The following is a 14,247-nucleotide window of genomic DNA, read 5'->3' as shown; positions in this document are numbered from 1 at the left end:
CCGGTGGAGCGGATGATGCGGGACGCGAAGATCACCCAGATCTACGAGGGCACCAACCAGGTCCAGCGGATCGTCATGGCCCGCAACCTGCCGTAGTCGACCCGTACGTCCCGTACTTCGGAACGGCCCCCGACCGCCGGTGAGCGGTCGGGGGCCGTTTGCCGTCCGACATCGAACCCTCCTGGACGAGCGGGCTGCCCGAATGTCATAAATGATCGTCAACTCTGTACCGGAGCACGATGATTGCGGGAGACTACGGATCATGAGCAGCACCCCCGAGCAGCACGTCGACGGCAAGGTCTGGCTGATCACCGGCGCCAACTCCGGCTTCGGTCAGGCGATCGCCGAGGCCGCGCTGGCGGCCGGTGACACCGTCGTCGCGGCCGCGCGCCGCCCGGAGACGCTGGCGGAGCTCGCCGCGGCGCACCCGGGCCGGCTGGTCCCGGTGCAGCTGGACGTCACCGACCAGGAGCGGATCCCCGCGGTGGTCGCGGAGACCGTGCAGCGGTACGGCCGGATCGACGTCCTGGTGAACAATGCCGGCCGCGGCCTGATCGGCGCCGTCGAGGAGTCCACCGACCGCGAGCTGCGGGACCTCATGGACCTCCACTTCTTCGGTCCGGCCGCGCTCACCCGCGCGGTGCTGCCACACATGCGGGCCCAGGGCACGGGCGCCGTGGTGCAGATGAGCAGCATGGGCGGCCGCTTCTCCTTCCCCGGCGTGGGCGCCTACTCGGCCACCAAGTTCGCGCTGGAGGGGCTGTCCGAGGCGCTGGCCCTGGAGGTGGCCGGTTTCGGGATCAAGGTGATGATCGTCGAGCCGGGCGCCTTCCGGACCGGTTTCGCGGGCGGCGGCGCGCTCGCCCACAGCGCCTCGATCGACGCGTACGAGCCGGTGGTCGGCCCGGTCCGCACCGGCCTGCCGGACTCCGACGGCAAGCAGCCGGGCGACCCGGTGAAGGCCGCCGAGGCGATCCTGGCCGCGCTGGCCGCGGAGAAGACCCCGCTGCGGCTCGCGCTCGGCACCGACGCCGTGGACGCGGTCCTGGGCCACCTGGACGGCGCGCGCCAGGAGGCCGAGGCCTGGGCGGCGGTCGGCCGCGGCACCGACTACCCGGCCGGGGCGTGACCGCGGCCCGGTAAACCGGGCGACGGCGGGCAGCCGGCCTGTCTAGGCTGCCCGCCGTGCCTTCGGACCTCAGCCTCGCCGTGCTCACCCCCGGGAACATCGACGCCGCCCTCGCCCTGCGGGTGCGCCCCGACCAGGAGGGCCTGGTCGCGCCGGTGGCGAAGTCGCTGGCCGAGGCGTACGTGCACGGGGAGACGGCCTGGCCCCGGCTGATCCTGGACGGCGGGCGGCCGGTCGGCTTCGTGATGGCTTTCTTCGACGTCCGCTTCGATCCGGAGCGCCCCGACGACCGCCCCCGCTCCGGCCTCTGGCGCCTGCTGGTCGACGCCGGGCGGCAGCGCGGCGGCTACGGGCGCTTCGCCGTCGAGCAGGTCTGCGCGGAGATCCGCCGCCGTGGCGGCACCCGCGCGACCGTCACCTACCACCCGGGCCCGGACGGGCCCGCCGGGTTCTACGCCCGGCTGGGCTTCCGCCCGACCGGCGAGCTGAGCGGCGGCCAGGAGGTGGCGGAGCTGGACCTGTAGCGGGGGCGGGCATCCTCGGGCACTGTGTGCACACGCACGCACCCTCGGTACGATGAACGGCATGGACCGCGCCGATCTCTCCCTGGGCCCGCTGTCGGAGCAGGACCACGCCTTCTACGGCCTGGTCTGGGCGGGCACCACCCTGGCCGCCCGGGTGGACCGGGAGCTGGCCCGGGTGCACGGGCTGCCGCTGTCCTGGTTCGAGGTGATGCTCTGGCTGGACGGCCAGCAGGAGCCGGTGGCCGCCTCCGACCTCGGCGCCAAGACCATGCTCAGCCGCAGCCAGGTCTCCCGGGTGGTGGACGCCCTGGCGGGACGCGGCCTGGTGTCCCGTACGCCCTCGGCCTCGGACGCGCGCTCGGTGCGGATCGAGCTGACCGGGCAGGGGCGCGCCCTCTTCGCCGAGGCCGACGCGACCCGGCGGGCCGCCCTGGCGCCGGTGTTCACCGACCGGCTGGACGCGGCGGACATCGTGGCCCTGGAGACGGTCTGGCGCAAGCTCAAGGCCTGAGCGGCTGCTACGCCGCCTCGGCCGCCGCCGGTTCCCCGGAGGCGCCGGCGATCACCTCGTCCAGCACCTCGCGCGAGCGCAGCAGGTCGGTGATCATCCGGTCGATCCGGTCCCGCTCCGAGGTGAGCTCCTCGACCAGCAGCGGGGTGGCGGTCTCGCTGGGGCCGCCGTCGGTGTCCCGCATGCAGGGGAGGATCTTGTAGATGGTGCGGCTGTGCAGCCCGGCGGCGAACAGCTCCTGGATGTGCACCACCCGGTCCACCGCCATCTCCGGGTACTCCCGGTGGCCGCCCGCGGTGCGCCGGGCGACCAGCAGTCCCTGCTGCTCGTAGTACCGCAGCGAGCGCTCGCTCACGCCCGTGCGCCGGGCCAGTTCGCCGATCCTCATGCCGTCCACCCCGCCGTTCCGACCGAAGGCTTGAACCTGACATCGATGTTAGCTTCCACCGTTTCCGGCCTGACGGTGAACGCGGAAATAACACGCCGGTGACCTCGGGCCCTGAGGGGGTGGCGCGCGACTCCGGGCCGCTCGTGCCATGATCCCTGCATGGGTTCCAACGTTTTCTTCGACATCACCATCAACGACGAGCCGGCGGGCCGCATCGTCTTCAAGCTGTACGACGACGTCGTCCCGAAGACCGCCCGCAACTTCCGCGAGCTGGCCACCGGCCAGAACGGCTTCGGCTACGAGGGCTCCGGCTTCCACCGCGTGATCCCCGCCTTCATGCTGCAGGGCGGTGACTTCACCAACCACAACGGCACCGGTGGCAAGAGCATCTACGGCGAGAAGTTCGCGGACGAGAACTTCCAGCTCAAGCACGACCGCCCGGGCCTGCTGTCGATGGCCAACGCCGGCCGCAACACCAACGGCTCGCAGTTCTTCATCACCACGATCGTCACCGACTGGCTGGACGGCAAGCACGTCGTCTTCGGCGAGGTCGTCGAGGGCATGGACATCGTGAAGAAGATCGAGGGCCTCGGCTCGCAGAGCGGCCGCACCTCGGCCACCATCAAGATCGCCAAGTCCGGCGTGGTCGAGTAATCACTGCGGCCACTGGCACGCGTACCGCCCCGGAGTGTGAAGTCGGCCCGGCCGACCTCCCACTCCGGGGCGGCGTCGTTCCCGCTGGGGCGGTGTGCGGGTTACTTGACGTCGGGCACCGCGGTGTCGTTCTTGAAGGCGTCGAAGACCTGCTTGGACTTGTTGGTGTCCCACAGCACAGCCGACTCGCCGGTCTTGGTCCGGTAGTCCGCGTTGCCGATCGGGATGGTGAGGGTCTTGCCGCCGCCGCCGTTGACGTCCTTCATGGCGAGGAAGAGCGAGCCCAGGTCGGTCAGTCCGCAGTCGTCGTCGACGATCAGGGTGCCGAGCGCCGAGTCGACCAGCGGGTAGAAGGTGAACGGGTTGAGCACGGTCCCCGGGGAGGCGGCCTGGTGGGCGAGGGCGCCGAGGAACTTCTGCTGGTTGCGCATCCGGCCGAGGTCCTGGTCGGCCATCTGGTGGCGCTGGCGGACGAAGGCCAGGGCCTGGACGCCGTTGAGGGTCTGGTCGCCGGCCTTGAGGTCGAGGCCGGAGTCCCGGTCCTTGATGTCCTGGTCGATGTGCATCCGGACGCCGCCGACGGAGTCGACGATGCCGGCGAACCCGGCGAACCCGATCTCGGCGTAGTGGTCGATGTGGATGCCGGTGTTCAGCTCGATGGTCTGCACCAGGAGCCGGCCGTTGCCGTTGGCGAACGCCGAGTTGATCTTCGAGGTGGTGGCCTTGAGGGTCTTGCCGCTGCTCGTCTTGTACTCGGGGATCGGCACCCAGGAGTCGCGCGGGATGCTCATCAGGGTGTTCCCGTTGTCCCCGATGTGCAGGATCATCATCGAGTCGCTGCGCTTGCCCTCGACGTCGTGGCCGGTGTGCATGGTGTCCATCTGGGACTCGCTGAGGCCGTCGCGGCTGTCGGAGCCGACGATCAGCCAGTTGGTGCCCTTGCCGGCGGCCGGGCGGCCCGGGTAGTCGGCCAGCACGTTCTCGTGGTTGAGCTTGGAGTCCGCCCAGAACCAGGTGGAGACGGCGGTCACCATGACGGCGATCAGCACGCCGAAGACCGTCCACTTCACGATCCGCCGCCGCGGCCAGCGCCTGGACTGCGCACCGGCGGGCCGGGCACCGCCGGGACCACCCGGGCCGCCGGGGCGACCGGGTCCACCAGGGCCACCGGGACCACCCGGGCCAGGCCGGCCGGGCCCGCCGGGCCCGGTCTGCGGCGGGACGCCGCCGAGGCGGGACGGCCCCGGCTGCCGCGGAGCGGGCGCCCCGGGCCCGCGCGGGTTCAGTCCGGCCGGCAGTGGCGGCTCGGCCGCCGCACCGCCGCCGTTGCCTCCGTACGGGTTCCCTCCGCCGCCCGGGCGGCCCTCCTGCCACGTGTTCATGCCGTCGAGGATGCCCGACCCCGCTACCGCTGACTCCCCCCGGGGCCCCTGCCAGGCCTCTTGTAGCAGTTTTGATGCACGTACCGGATCGTTCCGGCGCGAAACGCGCCCGTCACCTGCGTTCCGCTTGCCGAAACGATTCTTGACCGCTCCGAACGCAGCGTGTTTGCATTCCAGGCATGGATCAGGCCCGGGCACTCACGCGTCGGCGGCACGTCGACCTGCAGCGTGTGTCCGGTTCCCTCTGTCGCGGCTGAAGCGCACCCGTCGAGACCGCCGGCCCCACCGCAGCAGCCGAGCAGCGGCCGCTGCGAAGCGCCCCCGCTTCCAGCCAGAGGTGAAACATGGCCACCGTCCTGTCCGTTTCCGGCTCCCCGTCCGCCACCTCCCGCACCACCCGGCTGCTGCGCCACGTCGACGCCCGCCTGGTGGACCGCGGCCACCACGTCATCCCCTTCGAGGCCCGCGGCCTGCCCGCGCACGCGCTGCTGTCGGGCGACTTCGACCACCCCGAGATCGTCGCCGTCACCGAGCTGTTCGCCCGCGCCGACGGCGTCGTCATCGGCACCCCCGTCTACAAGGCCGCCTACTCCGGGCTGCTCAAGGCCCTGCTGGACGTGCTCCCGCAGTACGCCCTGGCCGGCAAGGCCGTCCTGCCGCTGGCGACCGGCGGCTCGCCCGCGCACGTCCTCGCCGTGGACTACGCGCTGCGCCCGGTGCTCAGCTCGATGGGCGCCGGGCACATCACCCAGGGCTGGTTCGTGCTCGACCGCCACATCACCGCCGCGGAGGACGGCACGACCCTCGTCGAGTGCGAGACCGACGCCCAGCTCGTCCCCGTCGTGGAGGGCTTCGCCGACGCCCTCGAACGCCTGGCCGCACCCGTCCTGACCGGCTGAGCCGCCGCCCGCGCGACCCCGTACGGGGCGACCCCGAGACGGCCCGCGGCGCCCCCTAGGGGGAGGGGGTGCCGCACCCGTAGAACCTTGGTTGCACCGCTTCATTCCGACGGAGGACGAGCCTTCCGGCGTCGACTCCTAACGTGGTTCTCACGCCCCCGCCCCTCCGAAAGCGGCCCGGTTCCATCGGGTCCGCCGCCCGACCGTGTCGGGAGGGTGGGGGTCAACGGGTGGGCCACTTCTTAGGAGACTCCAGTGACGACGGCAGCAGCCGTGTTCGACCCCCAGCTTCCCGGCGGACCGTCCGCCGTCGCCGCTTCGGCCCGCCAGGTGACCAAGGCCTACGGATCGGGCGAGACCAAGGTGACCGCGCTCGACGCGGTCGACGTGGACATCCAGCGCGGCCGCTTCACCGCGATCATGGGCCCCTCCGGCTCCGGCAAGTCCACCCTGATGCACTGCCTGGCGGGCCTGGACACGGTCAGCAGCGGACGCATCTGGATCGGCGACACCGAGATCACCGGCCTCAAGGACAAGCAGCTGACCAGGCTGCGCCGGGACAAGATCGGCTTCATCTTCCAGGCGTTCAACCTGCTTCCGACCCTGAACGCGCTGGAGAACATCACGCTGCCGATGGACATCGCCGGCCGCAAGCCCGACCAGGCCTGGCTGGACCAGGTGGTGGAGACCGTCGGCCTGGCCGGCCGGCTCAAGCACCGCCCCACCCAGCTCTCCGGCGGCCAGCAGCAGCGCGTCGCGGTGGCCCGCGCGCTGGCCGCCCGCCCCGAGATCATCTTCGGCGACGAGCCCACCGGGAACCTGGACTCCCGGGCCGGCGCCGAGGTGCTGACCTTCCTGCGCCGCTCGGTGGACGAGCTGGGCCAGACCATGGTCATGGTCACCCACGACCCGGTCGCCGCCGGCTACGCGGACCGCGTGCTCTTCCTCGCCGACGGCGTGATCGTCGACGAGATGCACGCGCCGACCGCCGACTCCGTCCTCGAACGCATGCGCCGCTTCGACGGCAAGCGCACCAGCTGAGCGGCGGGACGACGAAACCATGCTGCTCAAGACCTCACTGCGGAGCTTCTTCGCCCACAAGGGCCGGATGGCGCTCTCGCTCATCGCCGTCGTGCTGTCGGTCGCCTTTGTGTCCGGCACCCTGGTGTTCTCCAACACCGCGACCAGCACCTTCTCCAAGCTGTTCGCCGCGACCGCCTCCGACATCTCGGTCCAGCCGCCCAAGCCGGCCGACGACGAGGAGCCGCAGGCCGGGGACAAGCCCGCGACGGTCCCTGCCTCGCTCGCCGAGCAGGTCGCCTCGGTGCCGGGCGTGAAGACCGCGATCGGCCAGGTCATGGTCGGCAACGCGATCCTGGTCAACCCGGCCACCAACAAGCTGGTCGGCCCGACCAGCGGTGCGCCGACCCTGGTCGGCAACTGGACCGACACCCCGCGCAACCCGGTGAAGATCACCTCCGGGCACGTCCCGCAGAACTCCGGCGAGCTGGTGCTGGACGCCGACACCGCCAAGAAGGCCAAGCTCGGCGTCGGCGACAGGATCCGGGTCGACAACGCGACGGGACAGCACCCGTACACGATCGCCGGCATCGCCACCTTCACCACCACGAACCCGGGCGCCGCGCTGGCCTTCCTGGACACCGCGACCGCCCAGCAGGTGCTGCTCGGCGAGCAGGCCTACACCTCCGTCGAGGCCTTCGGCGACGGCAGCCGCAGCAACGACCAGCTCAAGGCCGACGCCCTGGCCAAGGTGGGCGGCGGCCTCCAGGTCAAGACGGCGGCCGAGCAGAAGGACGAGAACACCAAGGCGATCGGCAGCGGCCTCGACTTCATGAAGTACGCGATGCTCGGTTTCGCCGGCATCTCGCTGATCGTCGGCGGCTTCCTGATCATCAACACCTTCTCGATGCTGGTCGCCCAGCGCACCCGCGAGATCGGCCTGCTGCGCGCCATCGGCGGCAGCCGCCGGCAGGTGAACGGCTCGGTGCTGGTCGAGGCGCTGATCCTGGGCGTGCTCGGCTCGACCCTCGGCGTGGCGGTCGGCCTGGGCGTGGCCTTCGGCCTGATCAAGCTGATGAACGCGATCGGCATGGACCTCAACGCGAGCGACCTCGAGATCGGGCCCGACGTCTTCGTGGCGGGCTACGCGGTGGGCATCCTGATCACCGTCATCGCGGCCTGGATCCCGGCCCGCCGGGCCAGCCGGATCGCGCCGATGGCCGCCCTGCGCGACCACGGCACCCCGGCCGAGACCCGCTCCAACCTGGTCCGGACGGTCCTCGGGGTGCTGGTCACCGCGGGCGGCGGCGGCCTGCTGGTGCTCGCGGGTACGGCCGACAAGGCGGCCACCGGCGGCGAGTACCTGGGCCTGGGCCTGCTGCTCACCCTGATCGGCTTCGTGGTGCTCGGCCCACTGCTGGCCACCGTCGTCATCAAGGTGCTCGGAGCCCTGCTCCCGGCCCTGTTCGGCCCCTCCGGCAAGCTCGCCCAGCGCAACGCGATGCGCAACCCGCGCCGCACCGGCGCCACCGCGGCCGCGCTGATGATCGGGCTGGCGCTGGTGATCGGCTCCTCGGTCTTCAGCTCCTCGGCGGTGAAGTCGGCCAGTGCGCAGATCGACAAGTCGGTGGGCGTGGACTACATCATCTCGGGCGGCCGGACCCCGGTCACCGCCGAGATGATGGACGCGGTGCGCCGCACCCCGGGCATCGACCACGTCACCACCCAGGAGAACTTCCTCCGCACCAAGGTCCAGCTGCCCGGCGGGCAGAACGCCAGGACGGACCTGACCGCGGTGCCGGCCACCTTCTTCGGCACCGACTTCCACCCCACGGTCGTCTCCGGCGCGGTGGACTCGGTCGGGCGCGGTTCGCTCGGGATCGGCGAGACCTTCGCCAAGGACCACGGTCTGAAGGTCGGCGACCAGGTGACCGTCGACTACGGCAAGGGCCGCACCCAGACGCTGCCGGTGGGCGTGGTGTTCCAGAAGGGCGGGCTGCTGGGCGACGGCTCCTACGTCGGCCTGGACACCGTGACCAAGGTCGTTCCGGCCGCCGAGCAGCCGCCGGTGTGGACGTTCTTCGCCAAGGCCTCCTCCGGCACCGACGTCAGCAAGACGCTCACCGCCCTGCAGGACGCGCTCCAGCAGTACCCGCAGCTGACCGTCAAGGACCAGGCCGGTTACAAGGAGCTCATGCAGTCCCAGATCAACACCCTGCTCTACCTGATCTACGGCCTCGTCGGCCTGTCGATCACCGTCGCGGTGCTCGGCGTGGTCAACACCCTGGCGCTGTCGGTGGTGGAGCGGACCCGCGAGATCGGCCTGCTGCGGGCGATCGGGCTCTCCCGTCGCCAGCTGCGCCGGATGATCCGGCTGGAGTCCGTGGTGATCGCCCTGTTCGGCGCCGTCCTCGGCACCGGGCTGGGCCTGGCCTGGGGCGTCACCGCCCAGCGGGTGCTGCGGGACCAGGGCCTCGGGACGCTCGCCGTCCCGACCACCACGATCGTGGTGACGCTGGTCTCCTCGGTGGTGATCGGTCTGGTCGCCGCCCTTGTCCCGGCCTTCCGGGCCGGACGGATGAACGTCCTCGCGGCCATCGCGACGGACTGACCCGGCGACGGGGACGTCGGGTCACCCACGGGGGAGACCGGGGGGAACGGGGGACAGGGGCCGGGCGCGCACAGCGCCCGGCCCCTGCCGCAGCGGCTGGTGAACATCCTGTCGGTGGCCGGCTTCGCCCTTTCACCGTCGTTCACCACCCGCTCCGAACCTGTGCCGAACCTGCACCGTTCCCGCCTGGATTCGGGCCCGACGGAGCGGAGCGGTACGGTGAGCGTGATCACGGCGCCGGTGCCGCCCTCCGGGGGACCGGGAGCCGCCGAACCGGGACAAGACGACAACGCGTCGGCACCGGTACGGTTGGCCCCGATGAACACCAAGGCTGCTGAGGAGCTGCCGGCTGTATCCGTGATCATGCCGGTGCTCAACGAGGAACGACACCTGCGCACGGCCGTCCGGCGCATCCTGGACCAGGAATACCCCGGGCCGATGGAAGTGGTGATCGCCCTCGGTCCCTCCACCGACCGCACCGCCGAGATCGCCGCCGAGCTGGTGGCGGAGGACCCGCGGGTGCGCACGGTGGAGAACCCCACCGGTCGCACCCCCGCGGGGCTGAACGCCGCGATCCGGGGCTCGCAGTATCCGATAGTGGTCCGTGTCGACGGCCACGGCCTGCTCACGCCCGGCTACATCGCCACGGCGGTCCGGCTGCTCGGCGAGATGGACGCCGCCAACGTCGGCGGCATCATGCACGCCGAGGGCGAGACCGAGTGGGAGAACGCGGTCGCCGCCGCGATGACCTCCAAGATCGGTGTCGGCAACGCGGCCTTCCACACCGGCGGCCTGGCCGGCCCGGCGGACACCGTCTACCTCGGGGTGTTCCGGCGCGAGGTGCTGGAGAAGCTCGGCGGCTACAACGAGGAGTTCATCCGCGCCCAGGACTGGGAGCTGAACTACCGGATCCGCCAGGACGGCGGGTTGGTCTGGTTCACCCCGCAGCTCAAGGTGACGTACCGCCCCCGGCCGTCCGTCCGGGCACTGGCCAAGCAGTACAAGGACTACGGCCGCTGGCGCCGGGTGGTCACCCGCTACCACCGCGGCTCGGTCAACCTGCGGTATCTCGCCCCGCCGAGCGCGCTGCTCGCGGTGGTGCTCGGCCTGGTGCTCGGCGCCGCCGTCCACCCGGCCTTCCTCGCGGTGCCCGGCGCCTACCTGCTGGGCATCCTCGGCGGCGCGGCGGTCGAGGGCCGCGGCCTGTCCTTCCGGGCCAAGGCGCTGCTGCCGGTGGCGCTCGCGACCATGCACCTCAGCTGGGGCTTCGGCTTCATCACCTCGCCCCGCTCGCTGGCCCGCCGGGTGCTGCGCAGCGTCGGCCCGACCTCGAAGGACGTGCTCTCCCAGGCGCGTTGACCCCCCGGACCGGCGAGGACTACCGCGAGACCGACGGAATCCTCGGCCCGGCGTAGCTACTTGGCGCACACGTCGACGTCGTCCGCCTGCACCCGCTGGAGGTCCTTCGGCGCCTCGGTCGGCGGCTGCGACGGCGCCGCGAGGACGTCCTTGCCGAGCACCAGCAGCAGCGGGTCCTTCGGGCCCGCCTTGGGGTTCGGCCGTACGGCGCTGGCGGGCAGTCCGAGGGCGGCGGCCAGCGCGGCGGCCTCGGCCTCCTGGCCGGCCGGGTGGGACACCATGGTGGTCGCGGCGGGCGGCGCGTCGGAGCCGACCGCCGCCTTGGCGAAGCCCTTGGCCTTCAGCTTGTCCACCGTCGGCCCGGACTGTCCTCGCGTCCCGCTGCCGTTGCGCACCGTCACCGGGACGTCCTTGGTGTCCACCGCCGGGGTGGCGCTGCTCGGCGCGGCCGAGGCGGGGGCGGTGGTCTCGGGGGCCGGCGGGGTCGTCCCGGTCAGCGAGCGGTCGCCCGCGATCATCGAGAACACCTGGCCGGCGTCCGGCTGCCGCAGGATCAGCCGGTCCTCGTCCTTGGGGTCGTCCAGCACCGGCACGGTGGTGAAGGTGATGTTCCTGGTGTCCACCTTGCTGATGTCCTGCGCCAGGTCCTTCAGCTTGTCGACGCTGCCGATGGCGGAGTCCACGGTGAGCGCCTTGGTGGCGGCGTCCGCGAGCTGGTAGAGCTTGCTCGGGCTGGTCAGGGTGTCGTCGCTCTTGATCTTGCGGATCATCGAGCTGATGAACTGCTGCTGGAGCGGGATCCGGGTGAGGTCGCCGCCGAAGCCGACCGCGTGCCGGGTGCGGACGAAGGCCAGTGCCTCCTCGCCCTGGACCACGTGACGGCCCTTGGACATCTTCAGGTGCGAGTCCTTGTCGTCGATGTCCTTGCCCGCGCAGACCTCGACGCCGCCGACGGCGGTGGAGAGCGTCTTCACCGCCTCGAAGTTGACCTGCACGAAGTGGTCGACCCGGATGCCGGTCATCTTCTCGACGGTCTTCCAGGTGCAGCCCGCGTCGCGGCCCTCCTGGCCGAGGCTCGTGTTGAACATGTCCCGCGCCGAGCCCGGGATCTTCGTGCCCTTGTCGGTCTGGCACTCCGGGATCGGCACCATCAGGTCGCGCGGGATGCTGACCACGGTCGCGTTGGAGCGGTCCTTGGCGATGTGGAACAGCAGCGTGGTGTCGGCGTGCCCGGTGCTGCCCGCGTCACCGTACGAGCGACCGAGGCCCGCCCGGCTGTCCGTGCCGATCACCAGGACGTTCAGCGCGTCCCCGGCGGCCTTGGGCCGCTCCGCCTCGTCGCCCAGCCGGACCTTGACCGAGGTCAGGTTGCTGTTGAAGTGCTGGTACAGGTAGTACGCCCCGCCGCAGCCCGCGACCATCACCAGGGCGCCCGTCCCGGCCGTCCACTTGAGCACCCGTCGGCGCCGGTTCCGCTTGGCGACCGCGGCCGCCCGCCGACGGCTGTCCCGGCGGCCTCCGCCGTTGTACCGGCCGGTGTTCGGTTGGTCCTGCTGCACGGGATTCCCTACGTCCGGCCGTCACGGGGGGCCGCCCACCCGGGCGGTGGGTCGATCCGGACACACTAGACGAGCCGAACGGGGGAATCGTTCCGAGTATGAGATCCGTCACGGAAAAGTAATGGAGTGGCAAACCCCGGCGCGGGTCTCAGTGTTGTGCGCAGGCGTCCACGTCGGCGGTGCGTCCCTCGAAGGTGGGCGAGGCGCTCGCCGAGGGTGATGCCGACGCCCTGTCGGAGCCGGCGACGGCCCCCGGGCTCGCCCCGGCGTCCGGCGCGGGCGTCGAGCCGGGCGGCCGGACGGTGATCTGCCGGTCCTCCCGCAGCGCGGTGAACAGCTGGGTGGTCTGCGACTGCACGAACTCGTCCCGGTCCGAGTCGTAGCGGTACGGGCGGCGCGGCGCGGTCAGGAACACCACGTCGGGCGAGGGGACTCCGCGCAGGTCCTGGGTGAGGTCGTACAGCGCGCCGAGCGAGGACAGGCCGCCGTCCGCCTTCACCGAGGAGGTGGCCGCGTCCAGCACCGGCCAAAGCTTGGTCGGGTTCAGCAGCACCCCCTGCGACTGCACCTTGCGGATCAGCGAGGCCAGGAACTGCTGCTGACGGCCCATCCGCTGGGTGTCGCTGCCGTCGCCCAGGCTCTCCCGGGCCCGGACGTAGCCGAGCGCCTGCTCGCCGTGCAGCACCTGGCGCCCGGCCGCCAGGTCCAGCTTGGCGTCCTTGTCGTGGATCGGCTCTGGCACGCACACCTCGACCCCGCCGATGGCGTCCACCATGGTCTTGAAGCCGTTGAAGTCGAGGATCACGTAGTGGTCGACCCGGATGCCGCTCAGCTGCTCGACGGTGCGGATCGAGCAGGCCGCACCGCCCAGCTCGAACGCCCAGTTGAACTGCATCGTCCCCGGCTTGCTGCGGCTGCCGTCCGGCTTCTCGCAGGAGGGCACGGTCACCATGACGTCGCGCGGGATGGAGACCGCCGTCGCGTGCTTCCGGTCGGCGGCCAGGTGCAGCAGGATCGTGGTGTCCGAGCGCTGGGTGCCGGGCTCGCCGCCGTACGAGGAGTTCGCGCCGGAGCGGTCGTCGCTGCCGATCAGCAGGATGTTCTGAGCACCCCTGGCCCCCGCCGCACGGCTCGGACGCTCGCCCTCCAGCTTCGCCAGCAGCTGGTCGGTGGCCGAGTCGGTCTTGATGTTGCCGTCCAGCTTGCGGTACGCGATCCAGAGCGTCACGCCGGTGGCGACCAGCAGGAACGCGACGACGCCGGCGGTGATCATCAGCCACCGCCGGCGCCTGCGCGGGCGTCCCGGTCCACTCGGGGAAGTGTCCGTCGGGGGAGTCTCGTCGGTCGGGGGGTGCTCGGTGTCGTCCTCGGCCATGGCAGGGATCCCTACCCGCCGGGACGGCGCCGGGGGTCAGCCGAGGTGGACAGTCACCCGTTCGGACTCGGTCCGCTTCTCCCACTGCCCGGCGTCCAGGCCCTGCGAGTTGCGGCACAGCACCACCGAGGCGCCGGCCGCCAGCGGGGCCAGCAGACCGGCCTCCAGACCGGCCCAGTCGTCGAAGGAGAGGGTGGACATCACCCGGTCGCCGGGCTTGAGGCCGAGGCGCACGGCCCCCTCCCGGGCCAGTGCCACGGTCTGCTCGCCGGTCAGCTTCAGCGGCAGCCCGTCCACCGAGGTCTCCAGCGCCTCCCCGTCCGGGGCGACGGGGGAGTACGGCGCGAAGCGGTCGCCCTGGCCGGGCACCTCGGCGGCGTAGTCGAGGAAGCCGTCCGGGCGGTGCGGGAAGCGGCCGCCGAGCGGGCGCAGGGCGAGCGCCACCCGCTCGCCCTCGCAGGCCTGGGCGGCCTCCAGGCCGTCCGGGCCGCTCACCACCAGGTCGGCGGCGGCCGGGTCGCCGGCCGGCACCGCCGCCACGCCGACCGACCAGCAGGCCAGCAGCCAGACGGCGCTCTGCCAGTGGGCGGGCAGCAGCAGCGCGGCGCGGTCGCCCGGGCCGGCGTTCAGTTCGTCCTGGAGGAGGTTGGCGGTCTTGGCGACCCAGTTGTCGAAGGTCCGGGCGGACAGCTCCACCCGTTCGCCGGTGGCGTCGTCGTAGAAGGTGACCAGCGGGGCCGCGGGATCGACCGAAGGGGTGCCGCCGCGCAGGTAGGCGTGCAGCAGCTCGACGGGGGTGCGGGCATCGGCAGCGAATGGCGCAGTCATGGTGCGCC

15 protein-coding genes are annotated in these 14,247 nt (G+C 71.8%); 10 read left to right on the top strand and 5 right to left on the bottom strand.

All coding sequences use genetic code 11. From position 1 onward, the window contains the following. The 4 genes from ACIG5E_RS35720 to ACIG5E_RS35705 form a co-directional block, all read left to right on the top strand. The coding region (locus ACIG5E_RS35720) for an acyl-CoA dehydrogenase family protein (protein WP_157849844.1) at positions 1-96 on the top strand (96 nt) is incomplete at its 5' end. Between the two features lie 166 nt (positions 97-262). Beyond that, the gene (locus tag ACIG5E_RS35715) at positions 263-1,129 is read left to right on the top strand and encodes an oxidoreductase (protein ID WP_396540821.1); all 867 of its coding nucleotides are present in this window, start codon (positions 263-265) and stop codon (positions 1,127-1,129) included. 56 nt (positions 1,130-1,185) lie between these two features. Beyond that, positions 1,186-1,653, top strand: a complete 468-nt coding sequence (locus ACIG5E_RS35710; RefSeq protein ID WP_396540819.1) for a GNAT family N-acetyltransferase — start codon at positions 1,186-1,188, stop codon at positions 1,651-1,653. 61 nt (positions 1,654-1,714) lie between these two features. After that, positions 1,715-2,164: a MarR family winged helix-turn-helix transcriptional regulator gene (locus tag ACIG5E_RS35705; RefSeq protein ID WP_396540817.1), complete on the top strand. Its 450-nt coding sequence runs from the start codon at positions 1,715-1,717 to the stop codon at positions 2,162-2,164. A 7-nt stretch (positions 2,165-2,171) separates the two neighbouring features. Here ACIG5E_RS35705 and ACIG5E_RS35700 read toward each other — a convergent pair whose 3' ends face one another. Then, positions 2,172-2,552: a MerR family transcriptional regulator gene (locus ACIG5E_RS35700; protein ID WP_396540815.1), complete on the bottom strand. Its 381-nt coding sequence runs from the start codon at positions 2,550-2,552 to the stop codon at positions 2,172-2,174. A 159-nt stretch (positions 2,553-2,711) separates the two neighbouring features. Here ACIG5E_RS35700 and ACIG5E_RS35695 point away from each other — a divergent pair, with 159 nt between their 5' ends. Continuing rightward, positions 2,712-3,206 carry a peptidylprolyl isomerase gene (locus ACIG5E_RS35695; protein ID WP_396540813.1) on the top strand — a complete coding sequence of 165 codons (495 nt, stop codon included), beginning with the start codon at positions 2,712-2,714 and terminating at the stop codon, positions 3,204-3,206. Between the two features lie 101 nt (positions 3,207-3,307). Here the strand turns inward: ACIG5E_RS35695 and ACIG5E_RS35690 are convergent, their stop codons facing one another. After that, positions 3,308-4,276, bottom strand: a complete 969-nt coding sequence (locus ACIG5E_RS35690) for an LCP family protein (protein WP_396540811.1) — start codon at positions 4,274-4,276, stop codon at positions 3,308-3,310. 491 nt (positions 4,277-4,767) lie between these two features. Here ACIG5E_RS35690 and ACIG5E_RS35685 point away from each other — a divergent pair, with 491 nt between their 5' ends. The 5 genes from ACIG5E_RS35685 (at position 4,768) to ACIG5E_RS35665 (ending at position 10,477) form a co-directional block, all read left to right on the top strand. Further along, complete coding sequence (locus ACIG5E_RS35685) at positions 4,768-4,845, top strand: putative leader peptide (protein ID WP_396540823.1); 78 nt, start codon at positions 4,768-4,770, stop codon at positions 4,843-4,845. Between the two features lie 87 nt (positions 4,846-4,932). Further along, complete coding sequence (gene ssuE, locus ACIG5E_RS35680; RefSeq protein ID WP_396540809.1) at positions 4,933-5,487, top strand: NADPH-dependent FMN reductase; 555 nt, start codon at positions 4,933-4,935, stop codon at positions 5,485-5,487. 255 nt (positions 5,488-5,742) lie between these two features. Next, entirely contained in the window at positions 5,743-6,528 is a 786-nt protein-coding gene (locus ACIG5E_RS35675; RefSeq protein ID WP_396540806.1) for an ABC transporter ATP-binding protein, read from the top strand. Between the two features lie 19 nt (positions 6,529-6,547). Further along, positions 6,548-9,118 carry an ABC transporter permease gene (locus ACIG5E_RS35670; RefSeq protein ID WP_396540804.1) on the top strand — a complete coding sequence of 857 codons (2,571 nt, stop codon included), beginning with the start codon at positions 6,548-6,550 and terminating at the stop codon, positions 9,116-9,118. Between the two features lie 318 nt (positions 9,119-9,436). After that, positions 9,437-10,477: a glycosyltransferase family 2 protein gene (locus ACIG5E_RS35665; RefSeq protein WP_396540802.1), complete on the top strand. Its 1,041-nt coding sequence runs from the start codon at positions 9,437-9,439 to the stop codon at positions 10,475-10,477. A 56-nt stretch (positions 10,478-10,533) separates the two neighbouring features. On the opposite strand, the gene ACIG5E_RS35660 is transcribed toward ACIG5E_RS35665, so the two are convergent. The 3 genes from ACIG5E_RS35660 to ACIG5E_RS35650 all read right to left on the bottom strand — a co-directional run bounded on the left by ACIG5E_RS35660 (position 10,534) and on the right by ACIG5E_RS35650 (position 14,239). Continuing rightward, on the bottom strand, positions 10,534-12,036 hold the full coding sequence (locus ACIG5E_RS35660; protein WP_396540800.1) for an LCP family protein: 1,503 nt from the start codon (positions 12,034-12,036) through the stop codon (positions 10,534-10,536). A 148-nt stretch (positions 12,037-12,184) separates the two neighbouring features. Beyond that, positions 12,185-13,411: an LCP family protein gene (locus ACIG5E_RS35655; RefSeq protein WP_396540798.1), complete on the bottom strand. Its 1,227-nt coding sequence runs from the start codon at positions 13,409-13,411 to the stop codon at positions 12,185-12,187. 36 nt (positions 13,412-13,447) lie between these two features. Beyond that, entirely contained in the window at positions 13,448-14,239 is a 792-nt protein-coding gene (locus tag ACIG5E_RS35650; protein WP_396540796.1) for a TIGR03089 family protein, read from the bottom strand. Positions 14,240-14,247 lie beyond the last annotated feature (8 nt).

This window comes from Kitasatospora sp. NPDC053057 (assembly GCF_044546945.1).
GTDB lineage: Bacteria > Actinomycetota > Actinomycetes > Streptomycetales > Streptomycetaceae > Kitasatospora.
The sequence above is the reverse complement of the archived record's forward strand: the minus strand, read 5'-3'. Positions and strand labels throughout refer to the sequence as shown.